Origin of the sequence: Kitasatospora purpeofusca (assembly GCF_000718025.1) — a bacterium.
Classification (GTDB): Bacteria; Actinomycetota; Actinomycetes; order Streptomycetales; family Streptomycetaceae; genus Kitasatospora; species Kitasatospora purpeofusca.
The window spans coordinates 636446-651241 of record NZ_JODS01000002.1; the positions used below are offsets into that span (position 1 = coordinate 636446).

The 14796-nt window shown below is 74.4% G+C and carries 10 protein-coding genes; 4 read left to right on the forward strand and 6 right to left on the reverse strand.

The window, feature by feature from the left end:
• Positions 1-51: 51 nt before the first annotated feature.
• The 3 genes from IF01_RS50880 to IF01_RS0105880 all read right to left on the reverse strand — a co-directional run bounded on the left by IF01_RS50880 (position 52) and on the right by IF01_RS0105880 (position 3660).
• Positions 52-2019, reverse strand: a complete 1968-nt coding sequence (locus IF01_RS50880; protein ID WP_030392197.1) for a hypothetical protein — start codon at positions 2017-2019, stop codon at positions 52-54.
• 144 nt (positions 2020-2163) lie between these two features.
• Positions 2164-2907 carry a TetR/AcrR family transcriptional regulator gene (locus IF01_RS0105875; protein ID WP_094745478.1) on the reverse strand — a complete coding sequence of 248 codons (744 nt, stop codon included), beginning with the start codon at positions 2905-2907 and terminating at the stop codon, positions 2164-2166.
• Between the two features lie 243 nt (positions 2908-3150).
• Positions 3151-3660 (reverse strand): NUDIX hydrolase, encoded by a 510-nt coding sequence (locus IF01_RS0105880; RefSeq protein ID WP_030392199.1) that lies wholly within the window; start codon positions 3658-3660, stop codon positions 3151-3153.
• Between the two features lie 86 nt (positions 3661-3746).
• Here IF01_RS0105880 and IF01_RS0105885 point away from each other — a divergent pair, with 86 nt between their 5' ends.
• A complete protein-coding gene (locus IF01_RS0105885) occupies positions 3747-4967 on the forward strand; it encodes a serine hydrolase domain-containing protein (protein ID WP_030392200.1) in 1221 nt (406 codons plus the stop codon).
• 37 nt (positions 4968-5004) lie between these two features.
• Here IF01_RS0105885 and IF01_RS0105890 read toward each other — a convergent pair whose 3' ends face one another.
• From IF01_RS0105890 to IF01_RS43595, 3 genes are all read right to left on the reverse strand, one after another.
• Positions 5005-5328: a nuclear transport factor 2-like protein gene (locus IF01_RS0105890; RefSeq protein ID WP_030392201.1), complete on the reverse strand. Its 324-nt coding sequence runs from the start codon at positions 5326-5328 to the stop codon at positions 5005-5007.
• Between the two features lie 289 nt (positions 5329-5617).
• Positions 5618-7141, reverse strand: a complete 1524-nt coding sequence (gene exaC / locus IF01_RS0105895) for an acetaldehyde dehydrogenase ExaC (RefSeq protein ID WP_030392202.1) — start codon at positions 7139-7141, stop codon at positions 5618-5620.
• A gap of 294 nt (positions 7142-7435) precedes the next feature.
• Entirely contained in the window at positions 7436-8383 is a 948-nt protein-coding gene (locus tag IF01_RS43595; RefSeq protein ID WP_051742927.1) for a terpene synthase family protein, read from the reverse strand.
• A gap of 293 nt (positions 8384-8676) precedes the next feature.
• Between IF01_RS43595 and IF01_RS0105905 the strand changes: the two genes are divergently transcribed.
• From IF01_RS0105905 to IF01_RS0105915, 3 genes are all read left to right on the forward strand, one after another.
• On the forward strand, positions 8677-11784 hold the full coding sequence (locus tag IF01_RS0105905; protein ID WP_051754946.1) for an ATP-binding protein: 3108 nt from the start codon (positions 8677-8679) through the stop codon (positions 11782-11784).
• A 232-nt stretch (positions 11785-12016) separates the two neighbouring features.
• Positions 12017-13102: an aldose epimerase family protein gene (locus IF01_RS0105910; RefSeq protein ID WP_063764140.1), complete on the forward strand. Its 1086-nt coding sequence runs from the start codon at positions 12017-12019 to the stop codon at positions 13100-13102.
• Between the two features lie 309 nt (positions 13103-13411).
• Entirely contained in the window at positions 13412-14689 is a 1278-nt protein-coding gene (locus tag IF01_RS0105915; RefSeq protein WP_030392206.1) for an extracellular solute-binding protein, read from the forward strand.
• Positions 14690-14796: the final 107 nt, after the last annotated feature.

Here is a 14796-nt window from a genome sequence, read left to right on the forward strand (position 1 = left end):
GCGCGCGGGTCGGGTCGGAGGTGCCGACGGCCGGGTGCGGTGCGGTGCGGCTCAGCCGAAGGGGTCGCGCTCCGGGGCGGGGACGCTCGGCGGGGCGGTCGGCGGCGGCGGGACGGACGGCGGGCCGGGCACGGTGGTGCCGAACGGGTCGGCGGCCCGCTCGGCGGCGGTCACCGTGCCGAAGGGGTCGGGGGCGGCCGCGGCTTGGGGCACGGCGGCCGGCGGCACGGCCGCGGGGGGCGCGGCGGCCGGGGTGCCGAGGATGCCGAAGGGGTCGAAGTCCGGCGGGGGCACCATGACGGGCGTGCCCTTGAGGGGTTCCGGGGTCTCGGGCTCGGCCGTGGCGGCCGGGGTGCCGAGGATGCCGAAGGGGTCGAAGTCCGGGGGCGGCACCATGACGGGCGTGCCCTTGAGGGGTTCCGGGGTCTCGGGCTCGGGCGCGGCGGCCGGGGTGCCGAGGATGCCGAACGGGTCGAAGTCCGGCGGGGGCACCGTCACGGGCGTGCCCTTGGGCGAGGCCGGCGCGGCGGGCGCGTCCTCGGGGATCAGGATCGGCTGCGCCGGGGTCGGGTCGGCGACCGGCGCGAAGGGGTTGAAGTCGGCCGGGGGGACCCGGACCGGGGTGCCGCGCAGGTGCACCGGGAGCTCGGCGGCCTCGTCGGCGGCGGTGGCCGCGACCCGGGGCAGGTCGGCGGCGGGCGGCAGGCCGGTGACGGGAGGCGCCGTCGGGGCCGGCGGGGCCGCGGCGGGCATCGGGGGCGCCGCCGGGTAGGAGGTCGGCGCCGGTTCGGCGGTCGGGACGAGGAGCACGGTGGCGGCGGGCAGCGGCGCGGTCGGAGCGGCCGGGACGCCGTCCCAGCCGAACTGCACGGACTTCAGCAGTTCCGCGAAGACGTCCGTGTACAGCTCCCAGTCCTGCGGCTGGGCGGTGGTCAGCTGGACGCAGAGCACCGAGGCGCCGTCCGGCAGCGGGACGAACGCCTCGACCACCGAGGTGACCGCCCAGCGGCGCACCCCGTCGGCGGCCAGCGGGCCCGGGACGGGCACACTGCGGCCCTCGACCAGGACGGCGGCCGGCCCGGCGGGCAGCAGCACCGTCCACACCTCGGCGTGCCGCCGCACGGTGGCGAGCTCGGTGGCCAGGCCGGTGATCGGCAGCGGGTGGCGGGCCAGCGAGACGACCAGCGTCGCGTCGGCCGCCCTGCCGTCCACCTGGACCGCCGCGACACCCGCGTAGACGGCGCCGGAGGCGGTGACGACATCGGCCAGGGCGGCGGCGATCAGCGCGAACTCGCGGCGGTCGGCCGGAGCCGTGCCGCTGAACAGCTCCTCGGCGGTCTCGGCCAGGTGGGTCGTCAGCTCGGCGGCGGCCGCGCCGGTGGCCGGGGCGATCCCGAGGCCGGCCGGGATGCCGTCCACGGGGCCGGTGGACACCGTGCGGGCGGAGACCCCGGGCGGGCCGCCGGGCGCGGTGAGGGAGTGGAAGCCGGGCGGGACGACCAGTCGGACCTCGGCGCCCGCGCCGGTCGGCAGCTCGACCGGCTGCCGGGTCTGCTGCCCGGCCGCGAGGGCGGCCAGCGGCGCGGCGAACGCGGGGCGGAGCTTGGGGTCGGCGGGCTCGCCGGTCACCGGGAGGTCGAAGTGCCCGGCGGTGAGGGCCTCCGGGGAGCCGCCCGCCGCGCCCCGGACCGGGCCGGCGGCGCCGTAGCGGGCCAGCAGTCCGCCGATCGCCAGCGGGGCGAGCGCGGCGCCGCTGCCGGGCCGGGCGGTGCCGGCGGTGACCACGGTGCCGAGCCGGCCGACGGCGGTGTGCACCGGGCCGTTGGGTGCCAGCGGCAGCTGGAACAGGGCTTCGGCGGCCGGGTGCGCGGTGGACCGCAGTGCCGTCAGCACGGCCGCGGGGTGGCGCGAGGCGCGGGCGTCGAAGAGCGCGTCGGTGAGGCTGCCGAGCGTCGCGGAGACCCGCTCCGCCGCCGCGAAGGGAGTCGCCTCCGCGCTGAACTGACCGTCCTGGGTCAACTGTTGAGCCCCCCGCTCTGCTCGCTGTGCGTTCGCTGGTGCGGATCCCGGCCCGAGGGTGCCCGATGGGCCGTCGGATCCGTGCACATTCCTATCAGAGGCCGCCGACGCGGCAGAACCGGCCGTCCGTGGCGCGGCCCGTGCTCAGAGCCGCTCCCGCGGCTCCTCCGGGGCCGGGGCCGGCGGGACGGCCAGGACGGCGAGGGTGTCGGCCAGGCCGGGGACGGCCAGCAGGCCCGCGAGGTCGCGGACCAGCTTCCCGGTCGGGCCGTCCGGCCGCTCCCCGGCGAAGAAGCCGGCCAGCTCGGCGGCGAGCGCGGGCTCCCGGGCGGCGGTCAGGGTGAGCGCGGCGACGAACTCCTGCACCAGGTGCAACTGCAGCTCCTCCAACGGCACCGAGCGGTCGGCCAGCCACTCCAGCGAGGTGATCTCGGCGTTGGCGATCCAGGCCCGGACGGTCAGCCGCAGCCCCGGGCTGGGCGAGGGGAGCGCCAGGTGGCCGAGGATCTGCTCGTGCGCGGCCTTCCGGACCTCGTCGATCACCGCCGAGGTGTTGGTGCTGGCGGTCACCGAGCCGCCGCGCAGCAGCGCGGCGAAGCCGGGGCCGTGGCTCTGCACGAAGTCCAGGTAGCGGCCCATCACCCGGTACAGCCGCTCGGACAGCGGGCCGTCGGCCGGCTCCTCGAACCGGGCGGACAGCTCCCGGCCGGCCCGCCGCAGCGACTCCTCGTAGATCGCCTGCTTGCCCGGGAAGTAGTGGTAGACCAGCGGCCGGGAGGCGCCCGCGGCGGCGGCGATGTCGTCGATCGACACCTCCTCCGGCGGGCGGTGGCTGAACAACTCCAGCGCGACGGCGATCAGCTGCTCGCGCCGCTCGTCGACGCTCAGCCGTCGGCGCGGCCGCGCGGCCTTGCCCGTCCCGGCCGCCTGGTTCGCCTTGCCGGGTCCGGCCGCCTTGCCCGTCCCGACGGCTCCGCCCGCCTCGCCCGCCCCGACCGCCGGTTCCGGTGTGCCGGTCGGCGCGGACCGCCCGGTGCGCTCCGGACGGTCGCCGCGCGCGGGCGCGGAGGAGGGGGCCGACGGCGTGCGGGATGCCATGCGCGCCACCCTATCGGCCCGGGTCAGGGACGGTCAGGCCCGGTGGTGCTCCAGGTAGCGGCGGTACGCCTCCCTGCCGTCCGGGACGAACTCGTCCCGGGCCAGGCGTTCGGCCAGCTCGGCCGGGGTCAGCCAGGCGTGCCAGGCCACCTCGGACTCCTGCGGGTCCACCGGCCCGTCCCACTCGGCCTCGTGCACATCGGACCACCAGCTGAGGCCGTCGCCCCGGAAGACGAAGCGGAACAGCGGGCGCGGGACGATGCCGCTCACGCCCAGCTCCTCCTCGGCCTCCCGGACGGCGGCCTCCTCGTACGTCTCGCCGGCGCCCACCACGCCGCCGACGAACATGTCGTGGGCGCCCGGGGCGAACAGCTTGGTGTCGGTGCGCCGGTGCACGAAGATCCGCCCGGCCGGGTCGCGGACCAGGACGAAGACGCACCGGTGCAGCAGCCCCCGCCGGTACACCTCCCCGCGGGTCTCGGTCCCGATCACCCGGTCGTGCTCGTCGACGACGTCCAGCAGCTCATCGGCAGGATTGGTCATGCCCGACAGGTTAGGGTTTCCGGGCGATTCGCGGATACACGAACGATGAACGTACGAACGATCGACGAGGACGGGGACGGCGCGCGGTGGTGGAGATCTGGGGCGAGACGGCCGAGGGCTTCGAGCCGGTGCGGGAGGCCTTCGCCCGCAACTTCCGGGACCACGGCGAACTCGGCGCGGCGTTCGCGCTGTACGTACGGGGCCGGAAGGTGGTCGACCTGTGGGGCGGCGACGCCCGGCCGGAGGTCGGCGGCCGGCCCGCGCCGGCGGTGCCGTGGACGGCCGACACCGCGCAGGTGCTGCGCTCGGTCACCAAGGGCCTGACCGCGACCACCGCACTGCTGCTCGCCGAGCGCGGGCAGCTCGACCTGGACGCCCCGGTCGCCTCCTACTGGCCGGAGTTCGCGGCGGCCGGCAAGGGCGGGGTGCCGGTGCGCTGGCTGCTGTCGCACCAGGCGGGCGTGCCCGCGCTGGACGTGCCGCTGCGGCTGGAGGACGTGCTCACCTGGGAGCGGGCGGCCGCCGCGGTGGCCGCCCAGCGGCCCGCCTGGGAGCCGGGGACCGCGCACGGCTACCACCCGTACACCTTCGGCTGGCTGGTCGGCGAGGTGGTGCGCCGGGTCTCCGGACGGACCGTCGGCCAGTACTTCGCCGAGGAGATCGCCCGGCCGCTCGGCCTGGACCTGTGGATCGGGCTGCCGGCCGGCGCCGCGCCCAGGGTCGGCCGGCTGGTCGACCTGCCCGCCCCGCCGTCGGCCAGGACCGGGCCGAGCGGCCTGCGGCTGCGGCCCAAGCAGTCGGTCCGGGACGCCTACCAGGACCCGTCCTCGCTGACCGCGCGCGCCTTCGCCTCGGTGCGCCCCGGGGTGGACCTCAACGACCCGGCGGTGCAGGCCGCCGAGATCCCCGGCGCGGGCGGGATCGGCACCGCGCGCTCGGTGGCGCGGTTCTACGCGGCACTGATCGGCGAGGCGGACCGGTACGGCAGCGGCGGCGGGACGCTGCCGCCGCTGCTCGGCCCGGAGGTGCTGGCCCGCGCGGTCGGGCCGGTGGTGAGCGGCCCGGACCGGGTGCTGATCGTCAACTCGACCTTCGGGCTGGGCTTCTTCCGGCACAGCCCGACCGCGCTGATGGCCTCGCCGGCCAGCTTCGGGCACCCCGGCCGGGGCGGTTCGCTGGGCTTCGCCGATCCCGGGCTCGGGATCGGCTTCGGCTACGTCACCAACGGCATGCAGCCCGGTGTCACCGGGGACGTCCGCTCCCGCGCGCTGATCCGGGCGGTGCGGGAGTCGCTCGGGGTGTCCTGACCCTCCCCGGCCGTCCCCGGTGACGGGGCGCCGGGGGTCAGGCCTGGCCGGTCTCGAAGCGGCCGATCCGGCCGTGCTCGACGGTGAAGCGCCAGGCGGTGCGCATCTCGCCCCAGGTCTCGTTGCGGAAGTCGGCGACCAGCGCCCGGCCGCCGTCGGACTCGGAGCGGACCTCCATGTGGCCGCGCACGGTGAAGATCTCCCGGTCGATCCAGTCCTGGAGGTCGCGGTCGGAGCCGTCGTCGGACATCGTGGCGTCGGGGGCGAGCAGGTCGACGAATGCCTGCCGGTCGCCCGCGTTGATCGCGGTGACGGCGGCGCGCACGGTCGGGTCGGTCAGTTTGGCGGTGGCGATGGCCATCCGGTCTCCCAGGAGTCGAAGCGGTGGGGACTCCTGTTTAGGGCGTCGGACGGGACACGCCGCGCATGTCGGCGGCGCGTCGGAGATTTCCGGTGATTCATGTGCTTACATCCCGATACGGGTGATTTGCCCTCAGGGGTCCCCGAGACCGGGCCACGGGGAGTGGCGTACGGAGTGGGAAGTCGGCCGGACCGACTTCCCACTCCGCGTTCCGGGCCCGTCGGCGGTGCCGGTCGGCGGTGCCGGTCGGCGGTGCCGCCTTCTCGGTGCCGGGGGCGGGGCCGGTCGGTCAGAACAGGCCCAGGGCCTGCGGGGAGTAGCTGACCAGGAGGTTCTTGGTCTGCTGGTAGTGCTCCAGGACGGCCTTGTGGTTCTCCCGGCCGATGCCCGAGTTCTTGTACCCGCCGAAGGCCGCGTGGGCCGGGTAGGCGTGGAAGCAGTTGGTCCAGACCCGGCCCGCCTGGATGGCGCGGCCCGCCCGGTAGGCGGTGGTGCCGTTGCGGGTCCAGACACCGGCGCCGAGGCCGTACAGGGTGTCGTTGGCGAGCGCTATCGCGTCGTCGAAGTCGTCGAAGCGGGTGACCGCGACGACGGGGCCGAAGATCTCCTCCTGGAAGATCCGCATCCCGTTGACGCCCTCGAAGACGGTCGGCGTCATGTAGTAGCCGCCGGCCAGCGAGCCCCCGAGGTCGGCCCGCTCGCCGCCGGCCAGTACCTTGGCGCCCTCGGCCTGGCCGATGTCGATGTAGGAGAGGACCTTGCGCAGCTGCTCGGCGCTGGCCTGCGCGCCGACCTGGGTCTCGGTGTCGAGCGGGTTGCCCTGGCGCATCGAACGGACCCGCTCCAGGCCGTCCGCGAGCAGCCGGTCGTAGATCGAGGACTCGATCAGCGCCCGGCTCGGACAGGTGCAGACCTCGCCCTGGTTGAGGGCGAACATCGCGAAGCCCTCGACCGTCTTGTCGTAGAAGGCGTCCCGCTCGGCGGCGACGTCGGCGAAGAACAGGTTGGGGCTCTTGCCGCCCAGCTCCAGCGAGACCGGGATGAGGTTGCCGCTGGCGTACTGCGCGATCAGCCGGCCGGTGGTGGTCTCGCCGGTGAAGGCGATCTTCCGGATCCGGTCGCTGGAGGCCAGCGGACGCCCGGCCTCCAGGCCGTAGCCGTTGACCACGTTGAGCACGCCCGGCGGCAGCAGGTCGGCGGTCAGTTCGACCAGCAGCAGGACGGAGGCCGGGGTCTGCTCGGCGGGCTTCAGCACGACCGCGTTGCCCGCCGCGAGGGCCGGCGCGAGCTTCCAGATCGCCATCAGGATCGGGAAGTTCCACGGGATGATCTGGCCGACCACGCCCAGCGGCTCGTGGAAGTGGTACGCCACGGTGTCCTCGTCCAGCTGGGAGAGGCCGCCCTCCTGGGCGCGCAGCGCGCCGGCGAAGTAGCGCAGGTGGTCGACCGCGAGCGGCAGGTCGGCGCCCAGGGTCTCGCGGACCGGCTTGCCGTTCTCCCAGCTCTCCGCGACGGCGAGCCGTTCGAGGTTCTGCGCGATCCGGTCGGCGATCCGCAGCAGGACCTGGGCGCGTTCGGCGGGCGGGGTGCGGCCCCAGGCCGGGGCGGCGGCGTGGGCGGCGTCGAGGGCGGCCTCGATGTCCTCGGCGGTGCCGCGGGCGACCTCGGTGAAGACCTCGCCGGTGACCGGGCTGGGGTTCTCGAAGTACTGGCCGAGGACCGGGGGCGTCCAGCGGCCGCCGATCCAGTGCTCGTAGCGGGGGCGGTACTCGACGATGGATCCGGGCTGTCCGGGGGGCTGGTAGACCGGCATGCTCTGGTGCCTCCTCGCGCTGTCGGGGCGCCGCACCGGCGCGTGGGCCGGGCGGTGCGCCGGGCCGTGCAGGGCGGCCCGGCGGAGGGTACGGACACACACGCGGGTCGGGCGTGCCCCGCTCCGGGGGGCGCCCGCCGAGCAGCACCCTAACCGGCGGGCGGCCGGTTCGGCTACGGTCCGTACGGTGCCCGTCCACGGAGGGTGGCGCATTCCGGCCGCCGCGCTTCGGTCCCGGCGCCTGCTCGTCGGCCTCGGACGGGAGCGCACCGGAGGCGGGCGGGCGGACGCCCCTCAGGCCTCCTGGTAGCGGCCGGTGCGGCGCTCCCAGCTCAGGTAGCCGGCCAGCCAGGTGACCAGGCCGTCGGCGTAGCGCTGGGCGACGATCCGCTCGACCCGGGCCAGCCCCAGCTCCCGGTACACGTCGGGCAGCCGTTCGTACAGCTCGCGGCAGCGCTCGGCCATCAGCTGGGCCTCGGCCATCACCACCGCGCAGGCCGACTCGGCCGAGCAGTCCCGCTCCCGCTGGACGATCATCACCAGGTTGTTGACGTCGCCGCGCGGAGCCTCCAGCGGGAACGAGCGGACGTCGTTGGTGAGCGAGGGGATGTCGGCGGCGAGCTGGCGGATCTGACGCAGCACCGGGTGGTGCAGGACGGCCGGCGGGACCTCGAAGTGGCCGAGTCGCTCGACCATGTCGAAGATGGTCTCCATCGCGGCGGTGCCGCGCCGCAGTACCTGGTAGCCGGCCCGATCGGGAGGGCGCGGGCTTATCCGGCCGGCCGCCTCGGCGGGGTGACTGGCCAGGTAGTACTCCCAGTTGTACGCGGCGCGCGCCTGCCAGCGGGCCGGCATGCCCTGGACGCTGCGCTCCCAGAGGTCGGCGAACGCGGTCTCCACGGGCGAGTCCCGGTCGGGCCGGGCGCCGTGCAGCACGGCCACCAGCCGGTCGCAGATGGGGGCGACCTCGGCGGGGCGGCGGCCGAGCGGGCCGTCGAACTGGTCGTCGAACAGGAAGTAGAAGCCCATGAGGTCGGCGGCCAGGGCGAGTTCGTCCGGCCCGGCGTCGGGGTAGCCGAGGGCGGCGAGGTCGACGACCTCCCAGTGCGCGTAGGACGGGTGGGTCGGGTCGGCCAGCAGCGGGTGGCGGGTGAGCCAGGCGCGGTGCAGTTCGGTGGCGTACGGCCCGTGGGCACTGCGACGGTACGGGAACGGAATCTGAAGTGAGGTGTCGTCAGACATCGGACTCCCGGAGCTGCGGAGGGTGGGGGCGCTTAAGGTATTACTGCTGTCAGTGGGGGAGTTGGGGTTGCGCGGCCGGTTGGTGACGGATTGGCACGACATGATCAACTTGGCCTGCGGGCCGTAGAGTATCCGATGCAATGATCCGACGTTAGGGATATAGGGCAATTGCCCTCGGCAAGCTCGCCGAACCCTCGATCTCGGCCCCCGCCTGCGTGAATGCGCTCCACCGCACCCCCGGCGGCGCTACTCTCGGCTCCACGAGCAGGGAACGGCGAGGCGGAGGCGCGACGGTGACCGAGCGGGACAGCGAATTCCGGGCGGAGGCGACGACCGGCGCGCGGGAGGCGGAAGGCGCCCCCAGCCGGGTCAGGTTGCGTGACCGTGACGCCGAACTCCGCTCCGCCGAGGCGGCGGTGGACAAACTCTGCCGCGACTTCGCGGCCGGCGGCACCGAGATCGGCGAACTCCTCACCTTCTCCGGCCGGCCCGGCATCGGCAAGACCAGTCTGCTGCACGAGGTCCGCCGGATCGCCAAGCTCCGCCCCAACGCCACCGTGCTGTTCGCCCGCGGCGGCGAGCGCCAGTTCAACGAGCCGTACCACGTGCTGCGCCAGCTGCTCCAGCCGGTGCTGGGCAGCCTCGAGCCCGGCGAGTTCCGCCAGGTGATGGGCACCTGGGAGGAGGTCGTCGGACCGGCCATGGGCCTCAAGCAGCCCAAGAAGGGCGCCCGCCGCCTCGACCCGCAGGGCGTCCGGGACGGCCTGGACTTCGTCCTCACCCAGCTCGCCCCGCGCCGCGCCCCGCTGGTGATGCTCGTCGACGACCTGCACTGGGCCGACCTCGAATCCCTCGGCTGGCTGGCGCAGTTCGCCGTCCGGGCGCGCGAACTGCCGGTCCTGCTGGTGTTCGCCTACCGCGACGACACCGCCGACTGGCAGCAGGAGTCCCAGGACCACCACCGTGCCGTCGCCGCGCTGGCCACCCGCCGGCACGAGCTGAGCCGGCTGTCGCTGGTCGCCGTCACCGACATCATCCGCGCCGAGCTCGGCGACCGGGCCGAGGACGCCTTCTGCTACGAGTTCTGGAACGTCGTCAACGGCAATCCGTTCGAGGCCGTCGCCCTGCTCGACCAGGTCCGCGACCAGGCGCTCGAACCGGTCGAGGAGAACTCGCTCCAGCTCCGCGAACTCGCCGTCGACGCCACCGGGATGACCCTCAAGTCGTGGCTGGACCGGCTCGGCGCGGCCACCCTGCGGTTCGCATGGGCCGCCGCGATGCTCGGCACCGACATCCGGCCCGACCTCGCCACCCGGATCTCCGCCCAGTCCACCGAGGGTGCCCGCGAGTCCGTCAAGGAACTGCGCAAGCAGCGCGTCCTGACCGTCACGCCGAACGGCAACCTCGAATTCGTCCACCCGCTGATCGCCAGCTCGATCTACAACACCATGCCCGAGGCCACCCGCACCGGGATGCACGGCGTGGCCGCCGCCGAGATCGAGAACGCCGGGCTCGGCCTGCTCGCCGCCTCCCGCCACCTGGTGGAGACCTTCGCTGGCGAGGGCGACGACCGCACCGTGCGCAAACTCCGCCGGGCCGCCTCCGAACACCTGCTGATCGGCGCGCCCGAGGCCGCCCAGCGCTGTCTGCACCGCGCGCTCGCCGAACCGCCGGACGACCAGGACCGCGCCGAGGTGCTCTACGAGCTGGGCTGCTCGGCCCTGCTGACCGACCCGGTCGCCACCGTCAACCAGCTGAAGCTCGCGCTCGACCCGGAGGAGGGACCGCTGCGCCCCTCGCTCCGGGTGGACGCCACCTTCCGGCTCTCCGAGGTGCTGGCGCACAGCGGCGAGCTGCGCCAGGCCGCCCTGGTCTGCCAGCAGGAGGCCGAGCAGACCTACGGGGACCCGGCGGGTCGGCTGCGGCTGGAGGCCGCGTCGTTCATGTGGCACGCCTTCCGCAAGTCGGAGGAGGACGGGCCGGCCCGCTCCGCCCGGCTGGGCGCCCTGTGCGAGAGCCTCACCGGGCGCGAGGCCGCCGACCGGGCGGTGCTGGCGCTGCGGGCCTGGGACCTCACCCTGCGCGGCGCGCCCTCGAACGAGGTGCTGCGGCACGCGGACGACGTGCTGGACAACGGGCGGCTGCCCAAGGGGCTCGGCTGGACCGACAACATCTGGGGCTTCGAGCTGCCCGCCACGCTCGGCCTCTCCTACACCTGCAACGACCGGATCGCCCAGGCCGAGCGGCTGTTCTCGGACGCCATCGTCCAGTTCGAGGTGGCGGGCTGGTCCGGCGCCCACCGGGGCTTCGCCTACTTCCTGATGGGCCTGGCCCGGTTCCGGCGCGGTCTGCTGGCCGAGGCCGAGGACTTCCTGCGCCGCGCGCTGCGGCTCTCCGAGCGGATCGGCTCCAAGCTGCCGCTGGCCTGGGACGCGGTCGGGGTGCTGATCGACACCCTGATCGCCCGCGGCCGCAGCCAGGAGGCCTGGGAGCTCGCCCTCGACTTCGGCTTCCACCCGCCGTACCACGCCACCGCGATGGTGCTGCCGGACGCCGCCTCGCTGTACGGCAAGCTGCTCCTCGCCGTCGGGCGGCCCGCCGGCGCGGCCGCCGCCCTCACCGAGGCCGGCGCGCAGCTGGACCTCCGGGGCTGGCACAACACCGTCTGGGCGCCCTGGGCCGCGCACCTGGCCATCGCGCTCGCCGAGGACGAGCCGGAGCGGGCCCGCGACTACGCCCGCCGCTCGGTCGCCGACGCGGAGCGGTTCGGCACCGCCTCGGCGATCGGGACGGCGCTGCGGCTGTACGCCCAGATCGAGGACGGCCAGCAGGCGGTCGAACTGCTGGAGCGGGCGGTGACCCACCTCGGCCAGTCGCCGGCCGGCTACGAGCACGCCGTGGCGCTGGTCGACCTCGGGGCCGCGCTGCGCCGGGTCGGCCGGCTGGAGGACGCCCAGGAGTACCTGTACCAGGGCATCGAGCTGGCCCAGCACTGCGCCGCGGACGGGCTGGTCGACCGGGCCCGGCGGGAGCTGGCCAACTACGGCCTGCGGCCGAACCGGCTGGGCGATGTGCGGGAGACGCTCAGCCAGCCCGAGTGGGACGTGGCCGAGCTGGCCGTCCGGGGTGTGCCGCCGCAGCGGATCGCCGACCGGCTGGCGCTGCCGCTCAGCCTGGTCAACCGGCGGCTGGCCGCGGTCTACCGCAAGGCGGGCAGCGGGCCCGACGGTCTGGCCGCCGCCCTCGGGCTGGCGCCGGAGCAGCGGGCGGTCGAGCCGTGGACCCCCGAGCCGCGCGACGGCTCGGACCCGGTGGAGCCGTCGTCGGCGCTTCCGGAGCTCCGGGCGCGGCCGGAGCGTCCCGAGCGGTCGGACCGGCCCGACCGGCCCGACCGCTCCTGACGGTTTTCGGCCGGGGTCGATCGGGACTGATCGGAACCGGTCGGAACTGCTCGGCCTCTGGTCGGTCCCGGAGCGCCGGGCGGCGCCCGGGCGGCGCGCGCGGGCCCGATGAGCGCCCTGCCACCCCGGCGGCTGACTAGGCTTGACGCCGACCCGGGCCCGTACGGGGTCCGGGCGGTACCCCGGTCAAGGGTGGGCACGCACCCCGTGGCCCGCCAGTGAGGAGCAGGCCATGGCGACGCCCCCGGCGAACGGGTCGCGGACCACCAGCGTGCGGCGCGAGCCCCTGGATCCCTCGGGCGCGGGCTCCGCGATCGAGCGTTGGACGCTGCGGGCCGGCCCGTACGAGGCGAGCGTGCTCACCCTCGGCGCCACCCTGCACACCCTGGTCGGCCCCGACCGGGACGGCCGTCCCGGCCAGGTGCTGCTCTCCAGCGACCGGATCGCCGACATCCTCGGCCCGGCCCGGCACTACGGCACCGTGGTCGGCCGGTACGCCAACCGGATCGCCGACAGCCGGGTCGCCCTCGACGGCGAGGAGCACCCGCTCGCCCCGACCGGCGGCGGGGTGACCCTGCACGGCGGCCCGGACGGCTTCGCCAACCGGATGTGGGCGGCCGAGGAGCTGCCCGACGGCGTCCGGCTGCGGCTGCACAGCCCGGACGGCGACCAGGGCTTCCCGGGCGCGCTGGACGTCACCGTCGACTACACCCTCGACACCTCCGGCGAGCTGGCGATCCGCTACCACGCGGTGACCGCCGCGCCCACCGTGGTCAACCTCACCAACCACGCCTACTTCAACCTGGGCGGCGAGGGCTCCGGGGACGTCCTCGGCCATCTGCTCACCCTGGACGCCGACGGGTACACCCCCGCCGACGGGCGGCAGATCCCGTACGGGCGGATCGAGCCGGTGGCCGGCACGCCGTTCGACTTCACCTCCGCCCGGCCGATCGGCAAGTCCGTGCACGACGAGCACCCGCAGCTGACCGGCCCCGGCGGCTACGACCACAACTGGGTGCTGCGCCCCCGCCCGGCGGACGGCGCCCCGGCCCCGGCCGCGCGGTTGGAGGACCCGGTGAGCGGGCGGACCCTGGAGGTGCTGACCACCGAGCCGGGGATCCAGGTCTACACGGCGAACGGCTTCCGCGGCGCGGTCAGCGGCGCGAGCGGGGTGCCGTACGGGCCGTTCTCCGGGGTGGCGCTGGAGACCCAGCACTTCCCGGACTCCCCGCACCACCCGGACTTCCCGAGCACCGTGCTGCGACCGGGGGAGGAGTTCCGTTCGACCACGGTGTTCCGGCTCGGCACCACCGGCTGACGGGGGCCCTGCAAGAGCCTTTCACCACGGAGGGTGGCCCCGGCGGCAACTGTCGACCGGGGCGAACCGGACAAAGCGCCACAACTCCCTTGTCTGTCAACTACCGTGCGGCAACGTGAAGGACACGTGGGTGTAACGATCGCCTTTTCTTGCAGAAACTTGCTGCAAGGGCTTTCCGCGACTGTTGCCCCGCTGTTAACTTCCTTCCCGAGCCCGGCGGCAGCAACGGTGCGGTCGGCGCGAGGCAAGGCAGCCATTATGCGCCTGTCTCCCACTATTTCGGGCACCCCCACCCTCCAAGGAGTTCTCATGCGGCGTGGCATCGCGGCCTCTGCCCTCGTTGTGGCCCTCGCGGTCTCGATGGCTGCCTGTGGCAGCAGCGGCTCCAGCTCGGACGGCAAGGCCGACGGGCCGGTCACCCTGACCTACTGGGACACTTCGAACGCCACCAACGAGGCGCCGAACTACCAGGAGCTCGTCAAGAAGTTCGAGGCGGCCAACCCGAACGTCAAGGTCGACTTCGTCAACGTGCCGTTCGACCAGGCGCAGAACAAGCTCCAGACCGCCATGGGGGCCAAGGGCGCGCCGGACGTGTTCCGTTCCGAGGTCGGCTGGACCGCCGCCTTCGCCAAGGCCGGCTACCTGGAGCCGCTGGACGGCACCCCGGCCGCCGCCGACTCCGCCAAGTTCCAGCCCAGCCTGATCCAGCAGGCCAGCTACCAGGGCAAGCTGTACGGCGTGCCGCTGGTCACCGACACCCTCGGCCTGCTGTACAACAAGGAGATCTTCGCCAAGGCCGGCATCACCGCCGCCCCCACCACCTGGGACGAGCTGAAGACCGTCGCCGCCACCGTCAAGGACAAGGCCGGCGTGGACGGCTTCTGGCTGAAGGCCGCCGACGGCTACTACGCGATGCCGTTCCTGTTCGGCGAGGGCACCGACACCGTCGACGCCAAGGGCAAGAAGATCACCGTCGCCGGCCCCGAGGCCGTCAAGGGGATCGAGACCTACAAGTCGCTGTTCACCGCGCCCGGCACCGCCAAGGCCGACGTCACCACCGACGCCTACGCGCACATGATGGACGCCTTCAACAGCGGCAAGGTCGCGGCGATCGTCCAGGGCCCCTGGGAGATCACCAACATCTACAAGGGCTCGGCCTTCGCTGACAAGGCCAACCTCGGCATCGCCCCCGTCCCGGGCGGCTCGGCCGGCAAGGGCGGTGCCCCGACCGGCGGCCACAACATCTCCGTCTACGCCGGTGCCGACGCGGCCCACAAGGCCGCCGCCGAGAAGTTCGCCGCCTTCATGACCTCGGCCGAGAGCCAGGCGTTCATCGTGCAGAAGAACTCCACCCTGCCGACCCGCGACGACGCCTTCACCCCCGAGGTCAAGGCCGACCCCGGCATCGCCGGCTTCCAGTCGGTGCTGTCGAGCGCCAAGCCGCGCCCCGAACTGCCCGAGTACAGCTCGCTGTTCGCCTCGCTGGGCACCAACCTCGGCAAGGTCGTCCAGGGCACCTCGACCCAGGACGGTCTGAACACCGTCGCCACCGACTACGCCAAGCTCCTCCCGGGCTTCACCAAGTAGTCGATCCACCGCAGCCGTCCGGCCCGCCGACCCCCGGCGGGCCGGACGGCCGGACCCGTAGCAGCAGTCGCCGAAGCGAGGCGGCGGACCTCCCCGAGAAGGTGTCG

Bases quoted from the DNA above. Each gene is read 5' to 3' on its own strand.
- IF01_RS0105880 (WP_030392199.1), bottom strand. From the start codon at position 3,660: ATGACCAATCCTGCCGATGAGCTGCTGGACGTCGTCGACGAGCACGAC.
- IF01_RS0105890 (WP_030392201.1), bottom strand. From the start codon at position 5,328: ATGGCCATCGCCACCGCCAAACTGACCGACCCGACCGTGCGCGCCGCC.
- exaC (WP_030392202.1), bottom strand. From the start codon at position 7,141: ATGCCGGTCTACCAGCCCCCCGGACAGCCCGGATCCATCGTCGAGTAC.
- IF01_RS43595 (WP_051742927.1), bottom strand. From the start codon at position 8,383: ATGTCTGACGACACCTCACTTCAGATTCCGTTCCCGTACCGTCGCAGT.
- IF01_RS0105910 (WP_063764140.1), top strand. From the start codon at position 12,017: ATGGCGACGCCCCCGGCGAACGGGTCGCGGACCACCAGCGTGCGGCGC.
- IF01_RS0105915 (WP_030392206.1), top strand. From the start codon at position 13,412: ATGCGGCGTGGCATCGCGGCCTCTGCCCTCGTTGTGGCCCTCGCGGTC.